The sequence below is a fragment of the Aquicella lusitana genome, assembly GCF_902459475.1.
Classification (GTDB): domain Bacteria; phylum Pseudomonadota; class Gammaproteobacteria; order DSM-16500; family DSM-16500; genus Aquicella; species Aquicella lusitana.
Genome location: NZ_LR699114.1, coordinates 945,237 through 970,855, shown reverse-complemented (window position 1 = coordinate 970,855; position 25,619 = coordinate 945,237). Strand labels below are relative to the sequence as shown.

The window sequence follows — 25,619 nt, the reverse complement described above, 5'->3', positions numbered from 1 at the left end:
ATACCTTACAAAACAAATGAGAATCAAAGTGATATGACAACTGCACAACATCATCGATTAATTATTCTGGGCTCAGGCCCCGCAGGATGGACTGCGGCTATTTATGCCGCGCGTGCAAATTTAAAGCCTCTTCTGATTACGGGGCTCGTGCCTGGCGGGCAGCTTAGCCTGACAACCGATGTAGACAACTGGCCAGGCGGCAAAGAAGGCTTGCAAGGCCCGGAGTTAATGGAAAACTTGAAAAACCATGCAGAACGGCTTAATACCGAAGTTATTTTTGATGAAATCACTTCTGCCGATCTCTCGCAAAAACCCTTTATTCTCAAAGGCGAGTCAACCTACTCTTGTGATGCACTGATTATTGCAACCGGTGCAAGCGCAAAATACCTGGGACTTGCTTCCGAAGAAAAATTCAAAGGCAAAGGCGTTTCCGCCTGCGCCACTTGTGACGGATTTTTCTATCGGGGCCACGATGTCGTTGTCATAGGCGGCGGCAATACCGCGGTGGAAGAAACCATGTACCTTTCCAATCTGGTGAATCATGTCACGCTGATTCATCGACGCGACAAACTGCGTGCGGAAAAAATGCTCACCGAGCAGCTGATGCAGAAAAAAGAACAAACCGGAAAAATTGATTTCGCCTGGAACAGTGTAGTAGATGAAATCATTGGCAATGACCAGGGTGTTACTGCTGTACGCATCAAAGATGTCTTAAGTGGCGAAACGAAGGTCCTGGATGTAACTGGCGTGTTTATCGCGATTGGCCATAAACCCAATACCGATATTTTTGCCGGCCAGATCGATATGGATGAAACTGGCTATATCAAAATAAAAAACGGCACAGGCGCCAGCGCAACCGCTACGAACATACCGGGCGTGTTTGCGGCAGGCGATGTCTCTGACCCCATTTACCGGCAGGCAATCACTTCTGCTGGCACCGGCTGTATGGCTGCCCTTGATGCAGAGAAATATTTGGATAGTTTGGAAATGGAAAAGAAACGGGTATAATTTACATCATTTTATTAAATTGAGCGGAGTCAAATGGCGAAAGAAGAACAAATAGAAATGGAAGGCACGGTTATTGATGCCTTACCTAACACAATGTTTCGGGTTGAACTCGATAATGGTCATGTCGTATTAGCGCATATATCCGGTAAAATGCGTAAAAATTATATCCGCATTCTGAAAGGCGACCGTGTCACTGTTGAAATGACGCCTTATGATTTAACCAAAGGCCGTATCACTTTCCGTCATAAAGAAGGTGGACCGAGCAAACCAGCGGCAGAAGCGGAATAAGATTCACTCTTTTCTTTCTCTTTATCTGTTCCTGAAGATTACATCCCATCTATTCTCCACCAGGGGAATAGATGGATTTATCTTTGCTCAAATGAGCAAACAGAACGTGAATGCAAGGATTGGCTCACAATAGACTTAGCAGTACTGTTTTTCGGCAGACTGAATTGTATTTAATTAACTTTAGTCACAGCTGTATCAAACGTGTCTTCAATAAGAAACTTGATCTTACCCTTTTCTGTCGTCACTTTAACGTGACCGCCTGCGCTCAATTTTCCAAAGAGTAATTCTTCAGCCAGTGGTTTCTTAAGCTGCTCCTGAATCAATCGGGCCATAGGGCGTGCGCCCATTTTTTTATCGTAGCCGTTTTTGGCAAGCCATGCGCGCGCTTCTTCGTCGACTTCCAATATGACATTGCGCATTTCCAATTGACCTTCCAGTTCTGCGACAAACTTGTTGACCACGGACAGGATGGTTTTGGAATCCAGTGCCTTGAATTGAATAATGGCATCCAGGCGATTACGGAACTCGGGTGAAAACACCCGATTGACGGCTGACATCACATCGCTTGCATTGTCCTGCGTTGTAAAGCCAATGTTCGCTTTATCAATAATATCCGCGCCTGCGTTAGAGGTCATAATAAGGATCGTATGGCGAAAATCGGTTTTTCGTCCATTCATGTCCGTCAATGTCCCGTGGTCCATAATCTGCAACAACAGATTATATACATCTGGATGTGCTTTCTCGATTTCATCCAGTAGAACGATGGAATGCGGTGTTTTATTCACTGCTTCCGTTAACAGCCCGCCTTCATCATAACCAACATAGCCAGGCGGCGCGCCAATTAATCGGGACACGGAATGCCGCTCCATATATTCGGACATATCGAAACGAATTAATTCCACACCGAGGACCCGCGCAAGCTGTTTACTGACTTCAGTTTTACCGACACCAGTGGGGCCCACAAAAAGGAATGAACCTATGGGTTTATTGGGATCACGCAAACCGGAGCGTGCCAGCTTCACGGCTGCCCCTAATGTTTCAATGGATTCATCTTGTCCGTAGATCATCATCTTGAGATCGCGTACTAAATTCTTCAAGACTTCGCGGTCAGAAGCAGAAACATTTCTTTCCGGTACACGTGCAATCTTGGCAACCATTTTTTCAATATCAGTGACTTCAATGGTTTTTTTGCGTTCTTCCTCGGGAAGCAGATACTGATACGCACCGACTTCATCAACAAGATCAATGGCCTTGTCAGGCAGATGACGGTCACTGATATAGCGCGCGGACAAGCGTGCGGAAGCTTCCAGTGCTGCATCAGAATATTTCACATTATGGTGTGCCTCAAATCGTGTACGCAATCCTTTCAACACTTCAATTGTCTGCTCAATAGACGGCTCTTTAATATCGATCTTCTGGAATCGTCTATCGAGCGCATGATCTTTTTCAAAGATGCTGCGGTACTCCTTGTATGTTGTTGACCCAATACAAGTCAATTCACCTGAAGCAAGTAGCGGCTTGATTAAGTTGGAAACATCCATCAATCCACCGGATGCGGCACCTGCACCGATAATGGTATGAATTTCATCGATAAAAAGGATAGCGCCTTTTTGTTCCTTCAATTGATGGAGTACGCTCTTTAATCGTTTTTCAAAATCGCCGCGGTATTTGGTTCCGGCAAGCAAACTGCCCAAATCAAGGGAGTAGATAACGCTGTCATGCAGCACAGTCGGTACTTTTTTATCAACAATGAGTTTTGCCAATCCTTCGGCGATAGCGGTTTTACCCACGCCTGCTTCACCTACCAACAGTGGATTATTTTTGCGCCGGCGGCACAGGACTTGAATCGTCCGCTCAATCTCTTCTTCACGGCCAATCAGCGGATCAATTAATCCCATTTTTGAACGCGCATTCAGATTCGTCGTATAAAGTTCTAGCGGACTGGTGCCGCCTTCCTCGCCACCACCTTCTGATTCTTCTGAATAGCTTGTAAAAGGATGATCTTCTCTCGCCGGCGTTTTCGGTTTTGCAATGCCGTGAGCGATGAAATTGATCACATCGAGCCGACTGATATTTTCTTGCCGTATAAAATAGACACTCTGGCTTTCCTGTTCGCTAAAAATGGCTGCCAGAATATTGGCGCCGGATACTTCAGTTTTGCCCGAAGACTGTACTTGAAAGACGGCGCGTTGAATCACGCGTTGGAAACCTAAAGTAGGTTGGGTATCCCTATCATGAATATTCAGCGGGATGACAGGAGTTGTGCGATCAATGAATTCAGTCAGGTTGCTGCGTAGCCGATTAATATTAGCACCGCAGGCTTTCAAGACTTCCAAGGCCGACGTGTTGTCTAATAAAGCCAGCAACAGATGTTCGACCGTAACAAACTCATGGCGTTTGTTACGCGCCTCTTTAAAGGCTACATTTAATGTGTACTCCAATTCTTTGTCTAACATTGCAACCCCCTCCTCTTCTCTTTTTCATTATGCGGCCTCCATGCTGCAAATGAATGGATGCTCGTGCATCCTCGCGTGTTCAAGCACTTCAGAGACTTTGGTTTCCGCTACATCCTTCGTATAACGACCGAATGCAGCCATTCCTTTTGTATGTGCTTCCAACATAATCTCTATTGCTCTGCGTCTATCCATATAAAAAAGTTTCTCCAGCAAATTCACTACAAACTCCATTGGTGTAAAATCATCGTTATGTACAACCACCTGGTATAATGCGGGTTCGGTTGTTTCAACTTCCGCTCCCAGACCGATTGTATATTCTTTATTCACCTCATTTTTCATGTTCTTACCCTACTTATAGTCTATGAAATTTAGATTTTCCTTATCTTTAAAAATTTTTTTTAAAGTATGACCTAAAAAGGAAAAATACATCTATACTGAAAAGATAAACCCGCTTAAATTTTGATAGAAATTCCACTAGATACATGTTTGATGGGCAATTATTATACAAAAGTGTGCTTGAAGCAACAGAAAATCAATTTCTGCTTTCGATGAAAAAATGAAGAAACCGCCAGCTTCAGAGGGAAAAAATCTATATTAATAAATTAGTTAAAAACGAATCTTCAATCATCAGGTGATGCCGTGCTGCTCCTTTGAAAAAGCCATGCCCGTGTTTACAGGCATGGCTGTTTCATTTACATGGCTTGGCTCTTTGCAAACACCCTGTTATCCATATGATTAATCAGGGCTTCACCAAAGCCAGAGCAACTGACTTCTTTTGCGTCAGCCATAAGGCGGGCAAAATCGTATGTTACTGTCTTGGCGGAAATCGCTCCTTCCATACCCATGACAATCAAATCTGCCGCTTCATTCCAGCCCATATGCCGTAACATCATTTCGGCAGAGAGAATAATAGAACCGGGATTCACTTTGTCCTTACCCGCATATTTAGGCGCAGTACCGTGCGTTGCTTCAAACATAGCAACGGTATCGCTCATGTTCGCACCCGGCGCAATGCCAATACCGCCTACCTGTGCGGCCAGCGCATCCGAAATGTAGTCGCCATTCAGATTTAATGTTGCAATGACGCTGTAGTCAGCCGGACGCAGCAATATCTGCTGGAGGAAGGCGTCTGCAATCACATCCTTGATGATAATTTCCTTACCGGTTTTAGGGTTCTTCATGACCTGCCAGGGACCACCATCCAGGAGCACTGCACCAAATTCGTTGCGCGCCACTTCATATCCCCAGTCACGGAAAGCACCTTCGGTAAATTTCATGATATTGCCTTTGTGCACCAATGTGACGGAATCCCGTTCATGATCGATCGCGTATTGGATAGCCCGTTTTACAAGACGGGAAGTGCCTTCTTTGGAAACCGGTTTGACCCCAATCCCGCAATGTTCGGGAAAGCGGATTTTTTTCACCTTCATCTCATTTTGTAAAAACTGGATAACTTTTTTGGCTTCCGCACTATCCGCCTGCCACTCGATACCTGCATAGATATCTTCTGAATTTTCACGAAATATCACCATATCGGTATGCCAGGGTTCTTTCACCGGGCTCGGCACGCCTTTAAAATAACGGACAGGACGCAAACAGACATAGAGATCAAGTGTCTGCCTCAGCGTCACGTTAAGCGAGCGTATACCACCGCCTACGGGCGTTGTCAGGGGGCCCTTGATGGATACTACAAATTCGCGAACCGCCTCAATGCTCTCCTCTGGCAGCCAGGTGTCCTTGCCGTAGATATTGGTCGCTTTTTCACCGGCATAAATCTCCATCCACTGGATTTCCCGCTTGCCCCCATAAGCTTTTTTCACAGCCGCATCCACCACTTTTTTCATGACAGGCGTGATATCTACACCAATACCGTCGCCTTCGATGAAGGGAATAATGGGATGATCAGGGACGTTTAAACTAAGGTCTTGATTGACTGTTATTTTTTTACCGTTTGCGGGGGTTTTAATATGTTGGTAGGCCATACTCATACTCCTTTATTTTCACCTCAAGATGGCCGCCATAGTAACAGGCCGGCATAGGCGAAACAACATGAGTAATCTGATATTTTTCAAACCGGACCTTATCTCTGTTATAATTTACCCATTAAAAGCATTTCATAAAAAACGAGGAGCACCATGGACTCACGAGCCAATCTTTTGAACGTTGCCATACAGAAATTAATGAATGATATTCGCCAAATGAAAAAGAGTTATTTAACCTTGTCAGGGTCTATTTCCAAAAAAAACTATCAGGATGATATAAGCACGTTAAATACAAAGATAGGCGAGATAGCGTCACTTCAACTAAGTCCGGAAGAAAAATTCCGACAAATGATTCAACTTTTAGCAAATTTATTTACTGCCCAAGAGGCGATTTATAAGATAAAGAAACAAAAAGATAATGCGTCTTCCTCTTTTACCAATTTGCTGCGTACTTCGAACTCGTCGAATACTCAAATCATTCCTTTTTATGAAGAACTCAATACCAAACTGAAAAAACACCACTACACCCGCATGCTGGGACTCATTTTAAGGGAAAATTACCAGCATAAAGCTCTTGTTCAATACTTCCCCGTCAGCGAAGCACTCTACGAAACACTTTGCCAGCTTAATGTCCCCAAAAGACCGGGTTATGATGAATTTAATTTCACTGAAACAAAAAAACCGGATATAAAATCGGGACCAACAAGATAATAAATTCTGGTATACTCTCTCAAACCAATATAAGAACGCATTGCAAATATTATTCAAAAGATGGCCCAGTCCCCTAAACATATTATCGTTGGCCTGTCAGGCGGTGTGGATTCCTCTGTTACTGCTTATCTGCTGAAAGCGGAGGGACATCACGTCGAAGCCATTTTCATGAAAAACTGGGAAGGCGATGACACGGATGCTTTCTGTCCTGCGGCTCAAGATATGGCAGATGCGCAGGCTGTTTGCGATCAGCTTAAGATTGATTTGCACATGGTGAATTTTGCCGATCGATATTGGGAAAGTGTATTTAGCCATTTTCTGCAGGAATATCGCGCTGGCCGTACGCCCAACCCAGATATTCTGTGTAATCGAGAAATCAAATTTAAGGCATTTCTGGATTACGCAAAACAGCGCGGCGCCGACTATATTGCGACTGGGCACTATGTGCGTTCCGCCCGAGACGAGAATGGCAACGTCCGCTTGCTGAAAGGAAGCGATAGCCAGAAAGACCAAAGTTATTTTCTATACGCGCTGGATGAAACGCAGCTCGCACAAAGCCTCTTTCCTGTCGGTGATTTGCCCAAAACAAACGTGCGTACTATCGCCCGGGAATTAGGGCTCCAAAACCATGCAAAAAAAGATAGTACGGGTATCTGTTTTATAGGCGAGCGCAAGTTCAAGACTTTTTTGAACGACTATCTGCCAGCGCAACCGGGCTTCATCGAAACACTCGAAGGCGAAGCGATCGGGACCCATGACGGCTTGATGTTCTATACTATTGGCCAGCGCCAGGGGTTGCAGATCGGCGGCAAAAAAAACAAGGCAGAATTGCCTTGGTATGTAGCGGCCAAGGACATCCGGCGAAATGTGCTCGTGGTGGTTCAGGGTGAACAACATCCTGCGCTTTTCAAACAAGTACTGCGCACCACAGCGCTGCACTGGATTAATTCCCCACCACCACGCCTGCCGCTCAGAGCGGCCGCCAAAACCCGATATCGGCAGCCTGATCAGCCCTGCCTCATTGAGGAAATTGATCAAGGCCATTATGAGATCACATTTGACACACCGCAACGAGCCGTCACGCCCGGCCAGTCGGTGGTATTTTATCAGGATGCGATTTGCCTCGGTGGTGGTATCATTGAGGGCTAATACGCCTTAACAATATGTGCGTAAAAAAACGTTTAATTTAGCCAGGAGTCATGAATGGATACGTCAGCTTTAATGGCCATTTCCCCGCTGGATGGCCGTTATCAAGATAAAATGAATCAATTACGTGCTATCTTCAGCGAATACGGTTTAATTAAATTTCGCGTTACTGTCGAAATCCGCTGGCTGCAAATGCTGGCAGAATTTGCCAATCTGCCTGAAATTCCCCGTTTAAGCCCGCACGCCAAAAAAATTCTGGATGAGATGATTGAAAACTTTTCGTTGCAGGATGCGATGCGCATCAAACACATTGAATCCGGAATCAACCATGACGTCAAAGCGGTGGAGTACTTCATTAAAGAGCGCATTGCCGGCAATCAGGAATTAGCCGTAGTCAGTGAATTCATTCATTTTGGCTGCACATCGGAAGATATTAATAACCTGGCTTATGGTTTAATGCTGCTAACCGCGCGCCACCAATGTATTCTGCCTGCCATTGACGACATCCTGTCGCTGCTAAAACAACTGGCCCATCAAAACGCAGATTTAGCCATGCTGTCACGTACACACGGCCAGCCTGCCACACCGACTACGGTGGGTAAAGAAATGGCGAATGTGATCGCACGCCTCCAAAGACAAATTGAGCAGTTGGTCAACACGCACATTCTGGGAAAAATGAATGGCGCTTCCGGCAATTATAATGCCTTGGCCGCTGCTTATCCGGATATAGACTGGCAGACGTTTAGCAAAAACTTTGTTACCAAACTGGGTCTCACCTGGAACCCCTATACCACACAGATCGAACCGCATGACGCCATGGCTGAGTTTTTTGCGGTCATGATTCGCATCAATACCATCCTGATCGATTTTAATCGCGACACATGGGGTTATATCGCACTCAATTATTTTAAACAGCGCTCTTTCTCCAATGAAGTGGGTTCCTCAACCATGCCGCATAAAGTGAACCCCATTGACTTCGAAAATTCGGAAGGAAATTTGGGTATTGCGAACACCTTGTTTGAACACATGATAATGAAGCTTCCCATTTCACGCTGGCAGCGTGACCTTTCTGATTCCACTGTTTTGCGCAATGTGGGCGTGGCCATCGGACATTCTATTCTCGCTTATCAATCAACCAGCAAAGGCATCGAAAAGCTGGAACCGAATCATGCGATTATCCATGCGGATCTTGACCGGCATTGGGAAGTATTGGCAGAAGCGGTACAAACCGTCATGCGTCGTTACAAGCTGGAACAACCATACGAAAAATTAAAATCATTTACGCGCGGCAAGCAGATAGATAAAGCCATGCTGCATCAGTTCATTACCGACTTGCCACTTCCCGATGAAGTAAAGCAGCAGCTGCTTAATTTAACGCCTGAAAATTATACTGGTTTCGCAGAGGAGCTCGCTAAACGGATTTGAGAAAACTGCAGCGAAGGAATGAATGGGTTCCCGCCTTGAGCGGGAACGACATAAATGTATCAAAGCGCGTACCATCTTATTGAATTAAAACTTCCATCTTTCCCCTGTTTCAAGCCAGCCCGACACAGAATGTTATATACTCAAGAGAGAATCAGGGAAATACCTTCATGTTCAAATCGATTTATCGAAAAATACGGCAAAAACTTTACAAATGGCTAACTTATGAGCCGCCATCGACGGATTTTATACCCTATGATTACAACCGGCTCAAGTATGAAATCCGCCCTGGCGATGTTCTGCTTATTGAAGGACGCAGCCGCATCAGCGTAGTGACTCGCACGCTCACCCAAAGTCCCTGGACGCACGCTGCCCTCTATATTGGCCGTCTTATTGACTTCGAAGACGATGAGATCCCTAACCTCATCCGCCAGCATGCCGACGTGAAAGATAATGCCCGACTCATTATTGAAGACCTGCTGAATAAAGGTACGGTGGTAGCACCACTTAGCACCTATCGTCATCATCACATCCGCATTTGTCGGCCGATTGGCATTACGCCCGCTGATGTTTATCTGGTCATTCATTATGCCGCGAAATCGCTGGGTCAGCCTTATAATGTGCGCCAATTACTGGACCTTGCCCGCTTTCTCTTGCCATGGACTATTCTGCCGCGCCGATGGGGATCATCTTTATTTCGCACTTCATCCGGCGAACCCGAAAGCGGTATTTGTTCCTCACTAATTGCAGAAGCGTTTTCTTCTGTACAATTCCCCATTTTACCGTTTGTTAAGCCCCATGAAGAAGAAGGCGTGGAAGTATTTCATCGCAATCCCTATCTTTATACGCCAAAGGATTTCGATTATTCACCCTATTTTGAAATTATAAAATATCCGTTGTTTAATCCGGATGAACCGCTGCCTTATTATCGTCGGTTGCCCTGGACCAAAACCGGATTCCTGCATCAGGATAACGGCATCCTGACTGCACCAAAGCAGAAAAGGAAATTGAAAATTTTTGGTAGAAGCACGCTGGACGAAGCCGGGCAAAAAAAAGAAAATAATAGAGATGAACCCTCCGCAAATGATGAAACGCATCATGAAAAGGAATAAAATATGAACCACACCAAACTATGGTTGCTCGCACTTATCCTTACCCCCAGCACAAGTTTCGCTTTCTTCTGTCCCACGAATTTTAAACAAATTGATTTTGGTTACACCATCGAGCAGGTTACTGAAGCATGCGGCGCGCCCGATAAAGAAGAAACCCGTGAAAAAAAACCTGAAGGGCCTCAGGAATGGAGTTATTACGTCCCGCAAACAGTGGGTACACAAGGAATTTCTTCCCAGGCAAAAGGCACACTCAAGACACAAGTTGCATTCGATAGCAGCGGGAAACTGATTAATATCAGCGTGAATGGGATCGGGGTAGGTTCTACCTCGCTTTGTGGCACCACGGTCAATCTCGGCGACAGCCAGGACAAAGTCAAAGCCGCCTGCGGCGAACCCACTTTTATTACCAAAGGTGATCCGCCGCCAAGCCCATCCGGTGCACCACAAGTCAGCAAAAAAATTACTGAATTTACTTATAACACACAGCCGCCCGTCAAATTGATTTTTGAAGATGGCATTTTAAAGGAAAAACAATAATGCCCGGTAAATAAACAGCGAGGATTTCATTATCATTTTTTCTTCGGCACAACAAGATTTGCCTGCCCCTTCTGGACTGCTTCAATCCTTTGAATGTCATAAAGCGCACGTTGATAATGATCCACATAACGCGCTTTTTCCAGGATCTGATCTGTTCCCTTTAGCATTTCCACTTTTTCTTGGCATTTAGATGCAAATTCCCTCAATTTTATATTCAATTTTGACAATTCCTTATAACTCATCTTACTTAACTCAGCATCAGAATATGATTTAATTGGCTTTGGCCTTGTAAAAAAATTAAAAAACTTTTTAGGTGCAATTGCTATTTTTTCTAAAATAATTTTTTGTTTTCCCTGTTTATAGATAAGCTCGCCTGTATCCTCCTTCAACTGCTTTGATTGTAATTGCAAATTTTTTTCTGCCTGCTTTAAAAATGTTTGAACATTCAGTTCTATTTGTGGCAAAAGAGGGCTCTCAGGATTCACCATCGTAACTTTTATTTTGTCATGCATTAGTCCATTCTGCAGAATAAATTTCATGGCTTGCAATAAATTAGGCAATGTTGGCTTGTAATGGCCGCTATTATTGTTTATAAGCTCAATCGTGCCATTATTAACTTTAATCTCACCCGCACACAAAACAAACCCGCCTGATGTAAAGCTGGAATGGTGAAATTTAAATATTTCAGGCTCACCAACAAACATTTCTCCTTTTGAATTAATTACGTAAATATATTTCCCGCTGGATGAAAATTCATTCAGAGCGAGCTTGGCGCTCTCTCCTGTGCCGGTTTGGACAAAGTGGCATAATTTGGAACCTACAGGAAACACGCGGTATCGTTCGCGCTCTACAGGGTCTAGATACTCTACTTCCGTAGTCTCCGCTTCGTGTTGGTAAGCCTTCCCCATCGGTTTTATTTTTTTACTTGCTATGCCTTTTGCACCTTTTTTAAATACATTGATCAAGTAGGCGTTACGTGAATCGGGAACAGCATCGGTTAAATATTTATTTGGAATATAATCAGGATTTATTGCTTGCCGTTTTTTTCGTTGTTCTACTGCTTTTAATGCTTCAGATGTATCAGATGCGTTAGACATTCCCTTAATAAAATTCAAAGCCTGCGCTTGAAGCGAATGCGTCAATTCATCATCGCTTTTTTTTGAAAGATGCTCACAGATAAAATAAAGTTTTGTTAATTGATCAAATCGGTCTGCCAGCGTCTTAGCTGCATAAACAGCGCTCAAGGCCTCAACTAATTGAGACTTGGCATCGGGGTCAATATTTGAATCATCCAGTTTTTCTTTTAATTCCTTAAGGGATAATAATTCAAATACCATCGGAATATTCCCCTATTTCTCCTTTCATTATAGCATTCGCAATGGATTTAGACGTTAATAAAATCAATATCATTTTACCGTCGTCGTCATCTTGCGGAGGCGCCCATGTTTTTGACAAGATCGCAGGCAAATATTGCGCCGGAGACAAAAAGATCCAGAAACGATCTTGATATTGTTATCCATGGGTATCTCTGATCAGCCAAAAAAATTCGTGAGCCCGATCCACTTAAAACTTTTTAATAATTTTTTCTGACAAAAATTTTACATCAATGTCCTGTTCAGTATTTAAGGAATTTTGCAACATTCTTAATAGAAATATAAATTCATTTAGATCAACATGATTATGTTTTGGCTTACATGTACTCGGTGAAAAAATAGTATTTGATACATATGCAGGGTTGTTATTTTCCAGCAAATATACTTTTTCTGGAAAGCCATGAACACTGCAACAATCCGTATGGATAGAAAGTATAGGGTTTGTTTTTGATATATTTTCTAAAACTTGTGTTCTTATTTGAGCATTGTCGATGCATGCAGCAATATTTGAAGGATACATATATATTTTATCTATTCCTAAATAGCTTAATATATTTTTTACTTTAACAAAAACGCTGGAATCTGCCCATGATTGCTTTATTAAAGAGGTATGACATATAACTGAGCGCACATAATCATATCCATATTTTTTAATTAATGCGATAAAGTAGGTATGTACATTTTGATTGAGATATTTAACCCCTGGAGGCGCTTCCGAAGCATAACAATCATCTGGTAAATCCCTGTATAAATGGATATGTGACCCTAGAAATGATGGTAGATTTTTCAAAAATAATTGTTCTGTTGCAGCTTTAATATCGTCTTTTACAAATTCTCTCATCGCATACCAAAATTCATATACTTCTTTACTATTGTCAATTAAGATAATTTTTGGTATGTTTTTTTGGGTTACCTAGTTTGCACGCAATTGATACTACTCTCATACCAGACGTTCCAATGAGAGCTATTTTCTTAGTCGGCTCATTATATTTATCCAAAGAAGCTGGCATAACTGGATCATTACCAACAACAAATGCAGGGTAGGAATCTTGCTGATCTTTGCTGAGATGCTTAATTCCATATTTTCTCCTCGCTAAAAAGCCGCGAACATTTTTCTGAATGGTAGTAGCAGCCTGTTCAGGTGTAATGCGCAACATAATAAACCGCCTCGTCTTGTATGTATTTTATATTTCATTAAAAATAATTTATTTCTAATATAAATTAAAAACATTAAATTAGTATTAATTTTGATAAAAAAATCGACGAAGGTAATTTTGATTAGAATTAAAAACATACATTAATTTTTGGTTAAATTTACCTGCCTATGTGCTGGACATAAGCAGCTCAATCCTGCTTTACGCGCATTACTCTGTTTTACCCTGCGTCGTCACCCTAAACACTAATTGCGTAGAACTATCGGCGCCTTGCCAGGGTCGCGCATAAATCATGCGTATGGTAGTTTGTTGCGGGACGAGAAAGCCTTGCGGCTTCACGCGAAAAGTCCAGATTTCATAACCCGGCGCACCCATTAAATTCTGTTCAGGTTTTTGAAAACTGTGTTTAACTGGCGAAATTAGATTCGCATCGTATTCACGCAAGAACCATGCATAGCCAGTTGTTGGATTGGATTTTAATTTGATGGTAAATTCAGGATGTGCGCGATCAACTGTTATATTCTGTTTATCTTCTGTATAAACCGTATTTTTTTGATCCGTTTTGTTGTTATTACTCGCAAATATTGTCGCGCTTCCCATCACGAGACAAGCGACAAGAATGCTTTGAAAAATCCTCTTCAACCACATGATGCACCTCCAGTAATGCGATTTTTTCTAATAATTTTTGTTCGAATATATTATTTATTTTAGCAGTAATACGTAAATACCAATAGCGCTCATCAGCGAAAGATCTGCATTTAACAGCGTCTTTTTCTGTCATCAGAATGGGAAGAGTATCATTAAAATCAAGCTCATGGGGTTGATAAGGATGGTGGTCAGGAAAAGAATGTGCAATTACATTAAAACCGGCGTTCTTCAGTAAAAGAAAAAAACGCTCGGGATGGCCAATTCCCGCAACTGCGTGCACTTGCCTTTGAACAAAGGCTTCAAATGGCATACTTTTCTTCTCATCCACAAGTGACACGAACTCAACCGGTTCCAGCATCATGCCATAGGCGCCATGATCTGTCTTGCTGCCATTCTCCACGGTAAAATCCACGCTATTCAGACGAGCCACTGGTTCCCGCAGGGGGCCTGCAGGCAGCAAAAGACGATTACCAAAACGGCGCACCCCGTCCACTATTGCAATCTCGATATCACGTCCCAAACGATAGTGCTGCAATCCGTCATCACTGATCACAATATTGCATTGATTGTGCTCCAACAAATCGCGCACTGCTGCAACCCGATCAACACTGATCACCACGGGACAGCCAGATTGCAATAACAGAATGGCTTCATCACCCACTATTTCCGCTGAATCATGCTGCTTTACCCGATAAGGTTTAACGTGTTTTTTTCCGCCCACACCACGGCTGACAATACCAGGCTTAAAACCATTCGCACGCAAAAAATCCACGAGCCAAAGCACAAAGGGCGTTTTACCAGTACCACCTACGGTGATATTTCCTACCACAATAACCGGTGTCGCAAAATGATGTGTTTTGAGTATACGTAAACGATATAAACTGCGCCGCACCGCCACGCATAAGCCAAACAATTTTGAAAACGGCCACAAAAAAAACGTGATCGGGTGCAGTGATTCGCGATACCAGTAACGTGCCAAATCAAACGGCATTGGCGGAGACTTCCACTAAAGGTGCCGAATCCTTGAATTGCATTCGATAAAGCTTGGCATAGTGACCATCGTGCGCTAGCAATTCATTATGATGACCCACTTCCATAACCTTGCCTTCTTCCATGACAATAATTTTATCGGCATGTTCAATCGTCGATAACCGGTGTGCAATCACCAAAGTCGTTCGACTCTTCATAAGTTCTTCCAACGCCGCCTGTATATAACGCTCTGATTCGGTATCCAATGCGGACGTCGCCTCGTCCAAAATTAAAATGGGCGCATCTTTTAAAATAGCACGGGCAATCGCCAAGCGCTGGCGCTGGCCACCAGAAAGCAGCACGCCGTTTTCACCGATCAGGGTGTTCAATCCATTCGGCAACCGTTCAATAAACTCCATGGCATGAGAGGCACGTGCCGCAGAAATAATTTCTGCTTCACTTACTTTATCAAATCGGCCATAGGCGATATTGTTCGCAATGGTGTCGTGAAACAAAGTAACATGTTGCGAAACCAGCGCAAACTGCCGTCGTAAATCTTTGAGCTGATAATCACGAACGGATACGTCATCCAGGTAAATATCGCCGGTGTAATTATTATAAAAACGCGGCAGAAGACTAACCAAAGTTGATTTGCCGCTGCCTGAACGGCCTACCAAGGCAATAACTTGTCCGGGCTCAATGGTGAGCGAAATATCGTGTAATACCTTTTTATTATCATCGTAAGTAAAGTGAACGTGCGAAAATTGAATTTTACCTTTGGCACGCGTCAATGTCCGTGTGCCGGTATCTTCTTCCGGTTTCTGATCCATCAGTTCAAAGACCTTCTGCGCACCGGCAAGACCGCGATATAATTTGTTTTGCACGAAGGCCAAGTCTTTCATGGGCTTTAATAAAGCCAGCATGGCTGCAATCATGGCCACAAATCCGCCAGGTGATAAAAGCGAATCGGCAATATCCAGCGTGGCGATGTAAAGCGTGAAGGCAAGCGCTGCGGCTGTAATAAACTGCACGGCTGAAACACTGACGGAGCGCGTTACAACGACTTTCATTTCACGCTGACGGTTAACACGCGTGGCCTTGTTGAATTGCTCCGCTTCGTATTCCTGGCCTTCAAAGGCGCGCACTACTTTGTACCCTTCGATATTTTCTTCCGCACGGTGACTTAATTCTGCAATGGAGTCTTGAATGCTGAGGCTTAGGCGTCGAATACGTACGCTTGAAAAACGCATGATCGCCATTACCATCGGCAGCATGACAAAATAAAGCAGCGTGAGCTTCCAGCTAATGGTTAGCATCACAATAATCAATCCGATGATCAGAAAAGAGGCTTGAATTGCTGTGGTCAGGACATCGGCGCTGGCATTCGCCACCTGGTCGACGCCATACAAAATAACGGACAGCACCTGCCCTGAGGTGGTGTGGTCATAAAATCGTGCAGGCAACCGCTGTAAATGCGCAAAAAGATCCTGCCTCAGGTTCATGATCACGCCGCGCGAAGCGGATGCAATGTAATAATTCGAAAAGAAGCTCATGACACCACGCATCATGAAGACAACCATTACCAGTATCGGCGCCCAAGAAAGAAAATGGTGGTCTCTTGCAACCAGGCCCTGATTAAGCAAGGGTTTCAGAAAATACACAAACCAGGCATCAATCCCCGAATAAAACATACTTGCCGCACCCGCCACCACCAATGCAAGCCAGTAGCGGCGTACATAAGCGAGCAGCCGTTTGTAAATTAAATATGCGTTAGCGACTTGTTTAGGCTGGGATTTTAATTTTGCTTTTGCCATAAAGGGTCTTATTTCTATTGAATTTTCAAGGGCATGTATCCTACCATAGAAGCTGTAAAGTCACAAATTGACACCCCAGCCAGAAAAAACAATAAACAGGATTCACTTCATGGAAAAATTGCAATCAATCATAAACGGCGCCTACGAAGAACGCACTGCGCTGACTCCCCAGCACGTTAGCGCCGAAATCCAAAATGCCATCCATGAAGTCATTAATCTGCTGGATGCGGGAAAAGTCCGCGTAGCTGAAAAAAAAGGCGGTGAATGGCATATTCATCAATGGCTTAAAAAAGCCGTCCTTCTCTATTTTCGCATTCACGACAATGAAGTGATGCAGGCAGGTTTCACTCAGTTTTTTGATAAAGTTCCATTAAAATTCAACCAATTACACCAAGAGGACTTTATGAGCGCGGGCGTTCGCGTCGTGCCGCCTGCCGTAGCCCGCAAAGGTGCTTATATCGCCCCCAATACCATTCTCATGCCTTCGTATGTCAATATTGGCGCCTATATCGACAGTGGAACCATGATTGATACCTGGGCAACTGTCGGTTCCTGTGCTCAGATTGGCAAGCATGTCCACCTTTCAGGCGGCGCGGGTATAGGCGGCGTATTGGAACCACTACAGGCGAGCCCCACCATTATTGAAGACAATTGCTTTATCGGCGCTCGTTCCGAAATCGTGGAAGGTGTCATCATTGAAGAAGGCTCTGTGATTTCTATGGGAGTTTTTATCGGTCAAAGCACCCGCATTTACCACCGTGAAACGGGTGAAATCCTATACGGACGCGTGCCCGCCGGTTCCGTTGTCGTCCCCGGTAATCTACCCAGCGCCGATGGCAAATATAGCCTTTATTGTGCGGTGATCGTCAAACAAGTAGATGCAAAAACGCGCAGTAAAGTCACGCTGAATGAATTGTTACGGAATATTGAATAACGCCATGAGCGACCTAATTCATTTATTAAAAGAACTGATTGCCTGCCCTTCTGTCAGTCCTGACGATGCAGACTGTCAAAAGATCATCGCCGAACGGTTAGCACGCCTGGGATTTGAGTGTGAATCCATGCGCTTTGGCGACGTGGACAACCTTTGGGCACGTTATGGCAAGCATGCTCCACTAGTGGTATTCGCAGGTCACACTGATGTGGTTCCTCCTGGTCCAATAGAAGACTGGACTTCTCTACCCTTTCAACCTGACATACGCGAAGGCTTTTTATATGGCCGCGGTGCCTGCGATATGAAAAGTGCGGTGGCAGCAATGGTCATAGCCGCCGAAAAATTTGTGCAACAGAACCCTCGTTTTACCGGCTCGCTGGCTTTTCTCATCACCAGCGACGAAGAAGCAGCCGCCATTCATGGCACGCGGAAAGTCATCGAAGTACTACAAGCGCGTGGCGAGAAAATAGATTATTGCATTGTAGGTGAGCCCAGCAGTGAAACGCATGTCGGTGATCAGATTCGTATTGGCCGCCGTGGTTCCCTGCATGGCCATTTGACCATACATGGTAAGCAAGGCCACGTAGCGCATCCTCATCTTGCAAAAAATCCCATTCACCTGTGCCTTCCCGCGCTTCATGAAATCGCCCAGACTGAATGGGATAAAGGCAATGAAAGTTTTCCATTTACTACTTTTCAAATAACCAATATTCACAGCGGTACAGGCGCTGCCAATGTGATTCCAGGCCATCTGGAGGTAATGTTCAACTTCCGCTTTTCGACAGCAGTGACTGTTCAAGAATTACAGCAACGCACACAAGACATTCTGCATAAACATGGCCTTACCTTTGACCTCAAATGGAACGTTGGTGGTGAGCCTTTTCTGACACAAAAAGGGGTGTTGATTGCAGCGACACAGCTTGCCATCCAGGAAGTAGCAGGCCTCGATACCCGCCTCTCTACCGGCGGCGGCACATCCGATGGCCGTTTTATCGCGCCAACCGGCGCAAAAGTTGTCGAACTCGGCGTATCTCACGCCACTGCTCATCAAGTCAATGAATGTGTACGAGTGGAAGATGTCAAAATATTAGTGAAAATTTATGAGCGTTTATTGAAGATTCTGCTGCGATAACGGAAAGTTTTTACTCTCTTTGCCCTACCTTAGTTCTATTATCTTCCTGGCTTTTATTGGATAATGAACCTATCTTTCTAGCAGACACGGTAGAAGAATGCTTATTTAAATGGATTTAAAAGCATGGCCAGGATAGCTCTCATTATCATTTCAATTTTTTATTGCGTAATCGCGCATGCTGGTGCCTGGGTACAAGAAAAAGGGCATGGTCTCAACATTTTTACTGTTCGGCGTTATATCAGCACACAGTTTTGGACAAGCGGCGGCAGGCTGCAAGGCAGCCCTACTTACGCTAAAAATGAAATGGATGATTATATTGAATACGGATTAACTGAAAAACTCACCCTTGGCTTATACCTTTCCGCATTACGCAGTCATACAGCCGCAGCCGGCACCCAGGGCGGTAGCAACAACAATCAGTTTTTTGGACGGTATTTATTATGGAAAAGCAACTGGAGTGCTTTTTCGGCACAGTTTTTTGCAGATGCATTGGGCAGGGCTGCTAAATTTAATATTCCTCCCAACAACAGATTTAATACGGGTGAAGCGATCTTGTTTGGCACTGGCGGAAGGCTGGGTCGCGCCGAAAATCGATATTGGTTTATCGGTACACTACTGGGACTTGTACAACGTTATAGTGCGGGCAATCAGATTCAGTTCAATCTGGAAGGTGGGTTGAAGTTTCCGGATAGCAATGTTGTGCTCTTATTGCAGAACTACAACACCTTCAATCTTGACCACCCCACCTACCCACAAGGCACAGGCTATAATTTGATAACGATTGCACCCAGTGTGGTTTATTGGGTCACTAAAACCCTTGGTCTACAATTGGGCATTGCGCAAGACATTTATGGACAGAATGTTGGTAAAGGAAGGGCTCCGTTTATGGCTGGCTGGATTCAATTTTAAGGATGAGCAATGAAATTGGGCGAACGATTTATTAAAAACGAGCTAGCGCAAGCTCAGCAGATTAAAAAAGCATTGCAACTGCAGCAACGGACGGGTGGCCTTTTAGGCGAAATTTTATTAACCACGACTACTATCCGCTCACTCGACTATTATAAAGCATTGGCAGAACATCATGGCATGGCATTTGTTGATCTACTGGCAAGCAAGCCGGATATCACGCTACTGACGGATAAAGATAAGGATCTTTATTTATCCAAATTAACCTTGCCTATCAAAAAAGAAAATGCCGGTTTTACCGTGGCAACAGCCAATCCTTCCTGGGAAATGATTGCGTTTATTAAACAACATTGGGGTGAAGAGACAGATATCGTATGCACAGCAAAATCTGATATTCTCTTCACGCTGCAAACAAGATTCCATGATGATTATTTGCATGACTCCATCAATCACCTGGTTGATAACAATGCTGCCTTCAGCGCAAAAAAAACATTTTGTACCTGGCAGATTATTTTCATGGCCTTCATTTTTGGCATGAGCACCTATTTATTAATATTTCACCCTCACTGGTTTTTTATTCTTCTAAACGCCTTATTGACCCTATCCGTGTCAATTATTCTTTTCTATAAGATCACGCTTTCCGTTATCGCTCTTTTGATTAATCGCAAGTATAAAAAAATCAACCTGCACGAACTTCCTAAAAAAAACCTGCCCATTTATACTATTCTTGTTCCACTTTATAAAGAAAATGAAATAACGCTCAACAATCTTTTTATCAATCTAAAAAAAATTCACTACCCAAAGCATAAACTGGATATCAAGATTCTGCTGGAAGAAGATGATACACCCACTATTGCCATTTTGAAGAAACTGAATTTACCCAGCTATTATGAATTTATTTATGTACCGCCCGGTCTACCGCGAACAAAAGCAAAAGCCTGTAACTATGGTCTCAGGTTTGCGAGAGGAGAATATCTCACTTTGTATGACGCGGAAGACAAACCTGATCCTTATCAGCTAAAGATAGCGCTTCATACTTTTTTAAATGCTAAAAGCGCCAACCTTGGGTGCGTACAAGGCAGGCTGAATTTTTACAATAGCAATGAAAATTGGCTCACGCGCATGTTCACTATCGAATATACCTACTGGTTTAATTTATTGTTGCCAGCCCTCGAATATTTAGACACGCCCATCCCCTTAGGCGGCACCAGCAATCATTTTAAAACCGCCATCTTGAGAAAAATTGACGCCTGGGATCCTTATAATGTTGCTGAAGATGCTGATATTGGTATACGTTTGGAACGATTGGGATATACCACCAAAGTTATCCCGTCAACGACATATGAAGAAGCCAATTGCCGCCTGATAAACTGGATAAAACAGCGGACCCGATGGATCAAAGGGTATATGCAAACCTATATCGTGCACATGCGTAACCCTTTCAAGTTATGGCAGGCAACGGGAACACGTGGTTTTATTGGATTTCAGCTATTTGTAGGCGGAACAGTATTAAGCAATTTATGCTATCTTGTTTTATGGCTAATCTTTTTGATTTCTCTTTTATTAACACCCGAGCAAAACCAATATTTTTTTCCTCAAAGCCTTATAAAAATTTCCTGCTTTAATTTCTTGGCCGGCTCAGTCGGCATTGTCATATTAAATTTTCTTGGCGTTTTACAACGGCGTCAATATTCACTCCTTCTGGCATCCCTCACTTCTCCTTTTTACTGGTTATTGATTTCTCTCGCGAGTTATCGGGCGCTTTATCAATTGTTCTTTTATCCCAGCTATTGGGACAAAACGGAACATGGCATCAGTCAAGTATTGAAATATGGTGAGCGCCGGTCAAATAAGTAAGAATTTTCATAGAGTTAAAAACCGTTTGCACTCTTTTCCAATCTGGTTTACTCTTACGCGCGCAGATTGGGAGAGATGTCCGAGCGGTCGAAGGAGCACGCCTGGAAAGCGTGTATACGTTTAACGACGTATCGAGGGTTCGAATCCCTCTCTCTCCGTAGTTAAGGTTTTTGTGAACCCATCGTAGCGAGTATTGGTCTCTCCGCGACGATAGGCCGTGAACCCCGCCAGGTCCGGAAGGAAGCAACGGTAGCGGCTGATTCGGGTGCCGGAGTCAGGCTGGTGCTCGCTACAATGGGTTTAGACCCTTCCTGCTGTGACTCATTTTCCCATCCGATCCTCCTTATAAACAAGTGACACATAAAAAAAATCGTATGATAATCACTTCTGGTTTTATCAGATAAAAAGTGATCACGGATATGAGCTATCAAGTACTTGCCCGCAAATGGCGCCCCAAAACGTTTCAAGACATGGTAGGACAAACGCCTATCTTGCGCATGTTATCCAATGCACTTGAGCAGAAACGCATCCATCATGCTTATTTGTTCACTGGCACCCGCGGTGTCGGCAAAACCACCCTGGGCCGTATTCTTGCCAAATGCCTGAATTGCGAAACCGGCGTGACAGCTCAGCCTTGCGGCACCTGCCATGCATGCCGCGCCATTGACGCGGGCCAGTTTCTGGATTTATACGAAGTAGACGCCGCTTCTCGTACTAAAGTAGAAGATACACGTGAACTGCTCGACAATGTGCTCTACCCGCCAACCCAGGGCCGGTATAAAATTTATCTGATCGATGAAGTCCATATGCTCTCCAACCACAGCTTTAATGCCCTGCTTAAAACACTGGAAGAGCCCCCGGAACACGTTAAATTCCTGTTGGCGACGACTGATCCCAAACGCCTGCCCATTACGATCCTCTCGCGCTGTTTGCAATTTCACCTAAAACAGATTACGCCGCAGCAGATCGCCAAACATTTGCAGCACATCTGCGAAAAGGAAACCATTACCCATGAGCTACCTGCGCTGGATAAACTGGCCAAAGCAGCAGATGGCAGTATGCGTGATGCCCTGAGTCTGCTTGACCAGGCAATCGCTTACGGGCAGGGCAGCGTCACCAGCCTGGATGTCAACACGATGCTGGGCAGCATGGCTTATGATGATCTGCTGCCACTCCTCGATGCGCTTGCTGCGCGGAATGGGAAGCAAGTTTTTGACGTGATACAGCATCTGGCTGAACGTGCGCCCGATTTTCAGCAAATGCTGGAAGAACTCACCCGTATTTTTCATCAAATAGCCTTGGTACAAATTGTGCCTGAAGCCATCGCGACAGAAGAGGCGATTATGCAGCTCGCCGGGCGTTTCACCCCGGAAGACATACAACTTTATTATCAAATCGCCCTATTGGGTAAACGTGATTTGCCACTCGCACCGACGCCCCAGCAGGGATTTGAAATGACGCTGCTTCGCATGCTGGCCTTCAAACCTGTCTTGAGCGGTGACCGTCAGACCGAGCCTGCGCCCGGCGCAACAGCGGTGATATCTGCCGTCCAACCAAAGACAGCTCCAGCCCCTGCTCTTGAAAAAAAAACTGAACCCGCCCCCACCCTGAACTCACTGCCGGCGTGGCGCGACATGGTTCCCAAGCTGGAGCTCGCTGGCATGGCCCTTGCTCTCGCTTCCAATTGCGTACTGGAAAGCATGACGGGTAACAAGATAGAACTGCTCCTATCGGAAAATCATAAGCCCATGCTGAATCTCAAGCTCAAAGAGCGCATCGCAGAGGCCTTGAGCAGACTGCTTAAGCAGGAAATTCAATTGGAGATTAAAGTCACATCCGCCCCGCTTGTGACACCGCACAAACAGCAGCAGCAGGAACAATCCGAGCAGCTCGCAAGTGCTAAAGAGGCGTTACTGCAGGATCCAAAAGTGAAACAATTAATTGAAATGTATGATGCGACGGTAGAAGTATCACTCGTCTCATGATGGATTCAAACTGTTAGATTTGCTAAAATGCAACCATTCATTTTATGGAGTTTTTTTAATGAACAAATCATCCAATGACAAAATTGGTCTCAATGAGATCATGAAACGTGCCCAGGAAATGCAGAAGAAACTTCAGGATATTCAAAAACAGGTTGCTGAAATGGAAGTCACCGGCCAATCTGGTGGCGGCGTCGTCAAAATCGTCATGACCGGTCAGCACTATGCTAAAAAAGTCACCCTGGATCCCAATTTATTGAAAGAAGAAAAATCCATCATTGAAGATTTAATCGCAGCGGCGATTAATGACGCGACAGATAAGATTGAGCGAAATTTGCGTGACAAGATGGGTGGACTGGCAGGCATTAAGCTGCCCGAAGGGTTGGGTGATTTGCCTAAATAACAATGGCTAACTGTATCATGGAAACCATCATGCCAGCGAAAGCTGGCATGACAACCGTATCTAACGCACTCGTATCATTCGCCGCGGGGCGTTTTAAACCGGGGCTAGATAACACTCAATATTCCTAGCAAAAACATTTGGACCCTATGCGCTTTAGTCCGCTACTTGATCAGTTAATTGAAGCATTTCGCTGCCTTCCTGGCGTCGGCCCCAAAACTGCGCAGCGCATGGCCCTGCAACTGTTGACCCGCGGACGCGAAAATGGCAAACGACTGGCAAAAAGCCTGACTGAAGCCATGGAACAAATACGTCATTGCCAATCCTGTCGTATTTTCAGCGAGACAGAACTCTGTGAAATTTGCGCCTCCACGCATCGTGATGCTACATCGCTCTGTATTGTCGAAAACCCTATTGATGTCAGTGCGATTGAACAAACCAGCAGTTACAGAGGAAAATATTTTGTGCTGCTTGGTCATTTATCACCGTTGGATGGGATTGGACCTGAGGAAATCGGGATTGCCCAGTTAAGAACACATTTTGAGCGTGGCGATATCCGCGAAGTCATTCTCGCCACTAACCCAACAGTGGAAGGAGAAGCAACTGCGCATTATATTTCCGAACTGGCCAAACAATACCGTATCAAGGTCACACGCATCGCGCATGGCGTACCTATTGGCAGTGAACTGGAATACATAGACAGCAGCACGCTCGCGCATGCGTTAGCTGGTAGAGACGTGATTTAATGTCTATACGTTTTGCTCATGTCTGTTTTAGCTTCCTGATTTTCCTCCTCACAGCGTTCCCAGCTTTGGCAGACCAACTCATTGTGGAGCCTGACATGGGACGTAAGCCGATCATCAATGCGATTAAAAATACCCGCCATACCCTGAGTCTTGTGATGTATGGCTTCACCGACGAAAGCTTGCTGGATGCACTCATCAGACAGCAGAAACAAGGCAAAACCGTAAAAGTCATTCTCGAGGAACAACCTTATAAAGCTGAAAACGAAAATAATAAAACGATACGGACATTCAACCAGAATGAGGTTGCCTGGCAAGGCCACATTCCCCCTTTTCGTCTGATTCATCAAAAAACGCTAGTGATCGATGGCAATAAAGCGATTGTGATGACATTTAACTTTACACGCTCGGCCTTCAAGAATGACCGTAATTTCGCCTTAATCATTGACGATCCGCAGCGTGTAAATGAAATTGCGGCCACATTTACTTCTGATTGGAACCATCAACCCACAGCGAATCATGCTGATCAACTGGTGTGGAGTCCTGATAATAGTCGCAAGCAATTTCTAAAAATAATCAGTGGCGCCAAACAGTCGCTTAAAATCTATGCGCAAACCATCAGTGATTACAAAATCGTTGGTGCATTGGCCAAAGCAGCGCGCAAAGGTGTCAACGTTCAGATACTAACCTCCAATCGATTGCGTGACAAACAGGCTGATTATTTAGCGCGCGCTGGCGTGGTGGTGCGTCGCAGTAATCGCTATTATATTCATGCCAAGGTCATGATTGTTGACAATCAAAAAGCCGTGTTAGGCTCAGTCAATCTGACACGTGCATCATTGGATGATAACCGTGAACTGGCTGTTATTACCAAAGATAGCGCGGTGATTCAACAATTAACGGCTACCTTTGATCAGGATTTTCGCGATACGGAGAAAACACACACGCAAAATCACTCAGGGCTTTCGCTGAATAAAGCCGTGGTTCGGCAAGTCATTCGATTCATCCACCACTCCCTCAAATCTCTCTGATTTCACTAGCAATG

Annotated in this window: 25 protein-coding genes, 1 tRNA gene and 1 other RNA gene; 17 read left to right on the top strand and 10 right to left on the bottom strand. The window is 44.5% G+C overall.

Features of this window, described 5'->3' with window-relative positions:
- Positions 1–33: 33 nt before the first annotated feature.
- Together trxB and infA are read left to right on the top strand one after the other, a co-directional pair.
- On the top strand, positions 34–1,008 hold the full coding sequence (trxB, locus tag AQUSIP_RS04515; protein ID WP_114833268.1) for a thioredoxin-disulfide reductase: 975 nt from the start codon (positions 34–36) through the stop codon (positions 1,006–1,008).
- Between the two features lie 33 nt (positions 1,009–1,041).
- The gene (infA, locus tag AQUSIP_RS04510) at positions 1,042–1,296 is read left to right on the top strand and encodes a translation initiation factor IF-1 (RefSeq protein WP_114833267.1); all 255 of its coding nucleotides are present in this window, start codon (positions 1,042–1,044) and stop codon (positions 1,294–1,296) included.
- 170 nt (positions 1,297–1,466) lie between these two features.
- Here infA and clpA read toward each other — a convergent pair whose 3' ends face one another.
- From clpA to icd, 3 genes are all read right to left on the bottom strand, one after another.
- On the bottom strand, positions 1,467–3,752 hold the full coding sequence (clpA, locus tag AQUSIP_RS04505) for an ATP-dependent Clp protease ATP-binding subunit ClpA (RefSeq protein WP_114833266.1): 2,286 nt from the start codon (positions 3,750–3,752) through the stop codon (positions 1,467–1,469).
- Between the two features lie 27 nt (positions 3,753–3,779).
- The gene (locus AQUSIP_RS04500; RefSeq protein ID WP_114833265.1) at positions 3,780–4,091 is read right to left on the bottom strand and encodes an ATP-dependent Clp protease adaptor ClpS; all 312 of its coding nucleotides are present in this window, start codon (positions 4,089–4,091) and stop codon (positions 3,780–3,782) included.
- Positions 4,092–4,444: 353 nt separating this feature from the next.
- On the bottom strand, positions 4,445–5,734 hold the full coding sequence (icd, locus tag AQUSIP_RS04495) for an NADP-dependent isocitrate dehydrogenase (protein WP_114833264.1): 1,290 nt from the start codon (positions 5,732–5,734) through the stop codon (positions 4,445–4,447).
- Positions 5,735–5,887: 153 nt separating this feature from the next.
- On the opposite strand from icd, the gene AQUSIP_RS04490 reads away from it, so the two are divergent.
- The 5 genes from AQUSIP_RS04490 (at position 5,888) to AQUSIP_RS04470 (ending at position 10,662) form a co-directional block, all read left to right on the top strand.
- On the top strand, positions 5,888–6,445 hold the full coding sequence (locus AQUSIP_RS04490) for a hypothetical protein (protein ID WP_114833263.1): 558 nt from the start codon (positions 5,888–5,890) through the stop codon (positions 6,443–6,445).
- Between the two features lie 60 nt (positions 6,446–6,505).
- Entirely contained in the window at positions 6,506–7,594 is a 1,089-nt protein-coding gene (gene mnmA, locus AQUSIP_RS04485; protein ID WP_114833262.1) for a tRNA 2-thiouridine(34) synthase MnmA, read from the top strand.
- A gap of 54 nt (positions 7,595–7,648) precedes the next feature.
- Positions 7,649–9,016, top strand: coding sequence for an adenylosuccinate lyase (gene purB, locus AQUSIP_RS04480; RefSeq protein WP_114833261.1), 1,368 nt, complete (start codon positions 7,649–7,651; stop codon positions 9,014–9,016).
- Between the two features lie 167 nt (positions 9,017–9,183).
- Positions 9,184–10,125, top strand: coding sequence for a C40 family peptidase (locus tag AQUSIP_RS04475; protein ID WP_114833260.1), 942 nt, complete (start codon positions 9,184–9,186; stop codon positions 10,123–10,125).
- Positions 10,126–10,128: 3 nt separating this feature from the next.
- The gene (locus AQUSIP_RS04470) at positions 10,129–10,662 is read left to right on the top strand and encodes a DUF2845 domain-containing protein (RefSeq protein WP_114833259.1); all 534 of its coding nucleotides are present in this window, start codon (positions 10,129–10,131) and stop codon (positions 10,660–10,662) included.
- A 32-nt stretch (positions 10,663–10,694) separates the two neighbouring features.
- Here AQUSIP_RS04470 and AQUSIP_RS04465 read toward each other — a convergent pair whose 3' ends face one another.
- The 6 genes from AQUSIP_RS04465 to msbA all read right to left on the bottom strand — a co-directional run bounded on the left by AQUSIP_RS04465 (position 10,695) and on the right by msbA (position 16,620).
- Positions 10,695–11,999: a hypothetical protein gene (locus tag AQUSIP_RS04465; RefSeq protein WP_114833258.1), complete on the bottom strand. Its 1,305-nt coding sequence runs from the start codon at positions 11,997–11,999 to the stop codon at positions 10,695–10,697.
- Positions 12,000–12,225: 226 nt separating this feature from the next.
- Positions 12,226–12,876 carry a hypothetical protein gene (locus tag AQUSIP_RS04460; RefSeq protein WP_114833257.1) on the bottom strand — a complete coding sequence of 217 codons (651 nt, stop codon included), beginning with the start codon at positions 12,874–12,876 and terminating at the stop codon, positions 12,226–12,228.
- 34 nt (positions 12,877–12,910) lie between these two features.
- Entirely contained in the window at positions 12,911–13,192 is a 282-nt protein-coding gene (locus tag AQUSIP_RS04455; RefSeq protein WP_114833256.1) for an IQ calmodulin-binding motif-containing protein, read from the bottom strand.
- A gap of 207 nt (positions 13,193–13,399) precedes the next feature.
- Positions 13,400–13,837 carry a protease inhibitor I42 family protein gene (locus AQUSIP_RS04450; RefSeq protein ID WP_114833255.1) on the bottom strand — a complete coding sequence of 146 codons (438 nt, stop codon included), beginning with the start codon at positions 13,835–13,837 and terminating at the stop codon, positions 13,400–13,402.
- Positions 13,761–14,828, bottom strand: coding sequence for a tetraacyldisaccharide 4'-kinase (gene lpxK, locus AQUSIP_RS04445; protein WP_114833254.1), 1,068 nt, complete (start codon positions 14,826–14,828; stop codon positions 13,761–13,763). Before lpxK ends, AQUSIP_RS04450 begins: the two co-directional genes overlap by 77 nt.
- Positions 14,818–16,620, bottom strand: coding sequence for a lipid A export permease/ATP-binding protein MsbA (msbA, locus tag AQUSIP_RS04440; protein WP_114833253.1), 1,803 nt, complete (start codon positions 16,618–16,620; stop codon positions 14,818–14,820). Before msbA ends, lpxK begins: the two co-directional genes overlap by 11 nt.
- Positions 16,621–16,729: 109 nt before the next feature.
- On the opposite strand from msbA, the gene dapD reads away from it, so the two are divergent.
- The 8 genes from dapD (at position 16,730) to AQUSIP_RS04400 (ending at position 23,834) form a co-directional block, all read left to right on the top strand.
- Positions 16,730–17,554, top strand: coding sequence for a 2,3,4,5-tetrahydropyridine-2,6-dicarboxylate N-succinyltransferase (gene dapD / locus AQUSIP_RS04435; RefSeq protein WP_114833252.1), 825 nt, complete (start codon positions 16,730–16,732; stop codon positions 17,552–17,554).
- Positions 17,555–17,558: 4 nt separating this feature from the next.
- Positions 17,559–18,686, top strand: coding sequence for a succinyl-diaminopimelate desuccinylase (dapE, locus tag AQUSIP_RS04430; RefSeq protein WP_197737826.1), 1,128 nt, complete (start codon positions 17,559–17,561; stop codon positions 18,684–18,686).
- A 123-nt stretch (positions 18,687–18,809) separates the two neighbouring features.
- Positions 18,810–19,595: a hypothetical protein gene (locus tag AQUSIP_RS04425; protein ID WP_114833250.1), complete on the top strand. Its 786-nt coding sequence runs from the start codon at positions 18,810–18,812 to the stop codon at positions 19,593–19,595.
- Positions 19,596–19,604: 9 nt separating this feature from the next.
- The gene (locus AQUSIP_RS04420) at positions 19,605–21,449 is read left to right on the top strand and encodes a glycosyltransferase family 2 protein (RefSeq protein ID WP_114833249.1); all 1,845 of its coding nucleotides are present in this window, start codon (positions 19,605–19,607) and stop codon (positions 21,447–21,449) included.
- A gap of 69 nt (positions 21,450–21,518) precedes the next feature.
- Positions 21,519–21,607, top strand: a tRNA-Ser gene (locus AQUSIP_RS04415).
- A 33-nt stretch (positions 21,608–21,640) separates the two neighbouring features.
- Positions 21,641–21,737, top strand: an RNA gene (gene ffs / locus AQUSIP_RS04410) — signal recognition particle sRNA small type.
- 131 nt (positions 21,738–21,868) lie between these two features.
- The gene (gene dnaX, locus AQUSIP_RS04405; RefSeq protein WP_114833248.1) at positions 21,869–23,434 is read left to right on the top strand and encodes a DNA polymerase III subunit gamma/tau; all 1,566 of its coding nucleotides are present in this window, start codon (positions 21,869–21,871) and stop codon (positions 23,432–23,434) included.
- Positions 23,435–23,492: 58 nt separating this feature from the next.
- On the top strand, positions 23,493–23,834 hold the full coding sequence (locus tag AQUSIP_RS04400) for a YbaB/EbfC family nucleoid-associated protein (protein WP_114833247.1): 342 nt from the start codon (positions 23,493–23,495) through the stop codon (positions 23,832–23,834).
- Here the strand turns inward: AQUSIP_RS04400 and AQUSIP_RS12555 are convergent.
- Complete coding sequence (locus AQUSIP_RS12555; protein ID WP_267896337.1) at positions 23,827–23,949, bottom strand: hypothetical protein; 123 nt, start codon at positions 23,947–23,949, stop codon at positions 23,827–23,829. The two genes, AQUSIP_RS04400 and AQUSIP_RS12555, sit on opposite strands and share 8 nt — an antisense overlap.
- Before the next feature lie 31 nt (positions 23,950–23,980).
- Between AQUSIP_RS12555 and recR the strand changes: the two genes are divergently transcribed.
- Together recR and AQUSIP_RS04390 are read left to right on the top strand one after the other, a co-directional pair.
- Positions 23,981–24,577, top strand: a complete 597-nt coding sequence (recR, locus tag AQUSIP_RS04395) for a recombination mediator RecR (RefSeq protein WP_114833246.1) — start codon at positions 23,981–23,983, stop codon at positions 24,575–24,577.
- Positions 24,578–24,672: 95 nt separating this feature from the next.
- Entirely contained in the window at positions 24,673–25,605 is a 933-nt protein-coding gene (locus tag AQUSIP_RS04390; RefSeq protein WP_170131708.1) for a phospholipase D-like domain-containing protein, read from the top strand.
- The last annotated feature ends 14 nt before the right edge of the window (positions 25,606–25,619 follow it).

Coding starts and splice junctions, on each gene's coding strand:
- AQUSIP_RS04460 (WP_114833257.1), bottom strand. CDS start 12,876: ATGAGAGAATTTGTAAAAGACGATATTAAAGCTGCAACAGAACAATTA.
- AQUSIP_RS04390 (WP_170131708.1), top strand. CDS start 24,673: ATGGGACGTAAGCCGATCATCAATGCGATTAAAAATACCCGCCATACC.
- AQUSIP_RS04400 (WP_114833247.1), top strand. CDS start 23,493: ATGAACAAATCATCCAATGACAAAATTGGTCTCAATGAGATCATGAAA.
- AQUSIP_RS04475 (WP_114833260.1), top strand. CDS start 9,184: ATGTTCAAATCGATTTATCGAAAAATACGGCAAAAACTTTACAAATGG.
- trxB (WP_114833268.1), top strand. CDS start 34: ATGACAACTGCACAACATCATCGATTAATTATTCTGGGCTCAGGCCCC.
- mnmA (WP_114833262.1), top strand. CDS start 6,506: ATGGCCCAGTCCCCTAAACATATTATCGTTGGCCTGTCAGGCGGTGTG.
- AQUSIP_RS04465 (WP_114833258.1), bottom strand. CDS start 11,999: ATGGTATTTGAATTATTATCCCTTAAGGAATTAAAAGAAAAACTGGAT.
- infA (WP_114833267.1), top strand. CDS start 1,042: ATGGCGAAAGAAGAACAAATAGAAATGGAAGGCACGGTTATTGATGCC.
- AQUSIP_RS04420 (WP_114833249.1), top strand. CDS start 19,605: ATGAAATTGGGCGAACGATTTATTAAAAACGAGCTAGCGCAAGCTCAG.
- AQUSIP_RS04450 (WP_114833255.1), bottom strand. CDS start 13,837: ATGTGGTTGAAGAGGATTTTTCAAAGCATTCTTGTCGCTTGTCTCGTG.
- icd (WP_114833264.1), bottom strand. CDS start 5,734: ATGGCCTACCAACATATTAAAACCCCCGCAAACGGTAAAAAAATAACA.
- dnaX (WP_114833248.1), top strand. CDS start 21,869: ATGAGCTATCAAGTACTTGCCCGCAAATGGCGCCCCAAAACGTTTCAA.
- AQUSIP_RS04455 (WP_114833256.1), bottom strand. CDS start 13,192: ATGTTGCGCATTACACCTGAACAGGCTGCTACTACCATTCAGAAAAAT.
- AQUSIP_RS04500 (WP_114833265.1), bottom strand. CDS start 4,091: ATGAAAAATGAGGTGAATAAAGAATATACAATCGGTCTGGGAGCGGAA.
- purB (WP_114833261.1), top strand. CDS start 7,649: ATGGATACGTCAGCTTTAATGGCCATTTCCCCGCTGGATGGCCGTTAT.
- recR (WP_114833246.1), top strand. CDS start 23,981: ATGCGCTTTAGTCCGCTACTTGATCAGTTAATTGAAGCATTTCGCTGC.
- dapD (WP_114833252.1), top strand. CDS start 16,730: ATGGAAAAATTGCAATCAATCATAAACGGCGCCTACGAAGAACGCACT.
- clpA (WP_114833266.1), bottom strand. CDS start 3,752: ATGTTAGACAAAGAATTGGAGTACACATTAAATGTAGCCTTTAAAGAG.
- AQUSIP_RS04470 (WP_114833259.1), top strand. CDS start 10,129: ATGAACCACACCAAACTATGGTTGCTCGCACTTATCCTTACCCCCAGC.
- AQUSIP_RS04490 (WP_114833263.1), top strand. CDS start 5,888: ATGGACTCACGAGCCAATCTTTTGAACGTTGCCATACAGAAATTAATG.
- msbA (WP_114833253.1), bottom strand. CDS start 16,620: ATGGCAAAAGCAAAATTAAAATCCCAGCCTAAACAAGTCGCTAACGCA.
- AQUSIP_RS04425 (WP_114833250.1), top strand. CDS start 18,810: ATGGCCAGGATAGCTCTCATTATCATTTCAATTTTTTATTGCGTAATC.
- dapE (WP_197737826.1), top strand. CDS start 17,559: ATGAGCGACCTAATTCATTTATTAAAAGAACTGATTGCCTGCCCTTCT.
- lpxK (WP_114833254.1), bottom strand. CDS start 14,828: ATGCCGTTTGATTTGGCACGTTACTGGTATCGCGAATCACTGCACCCG.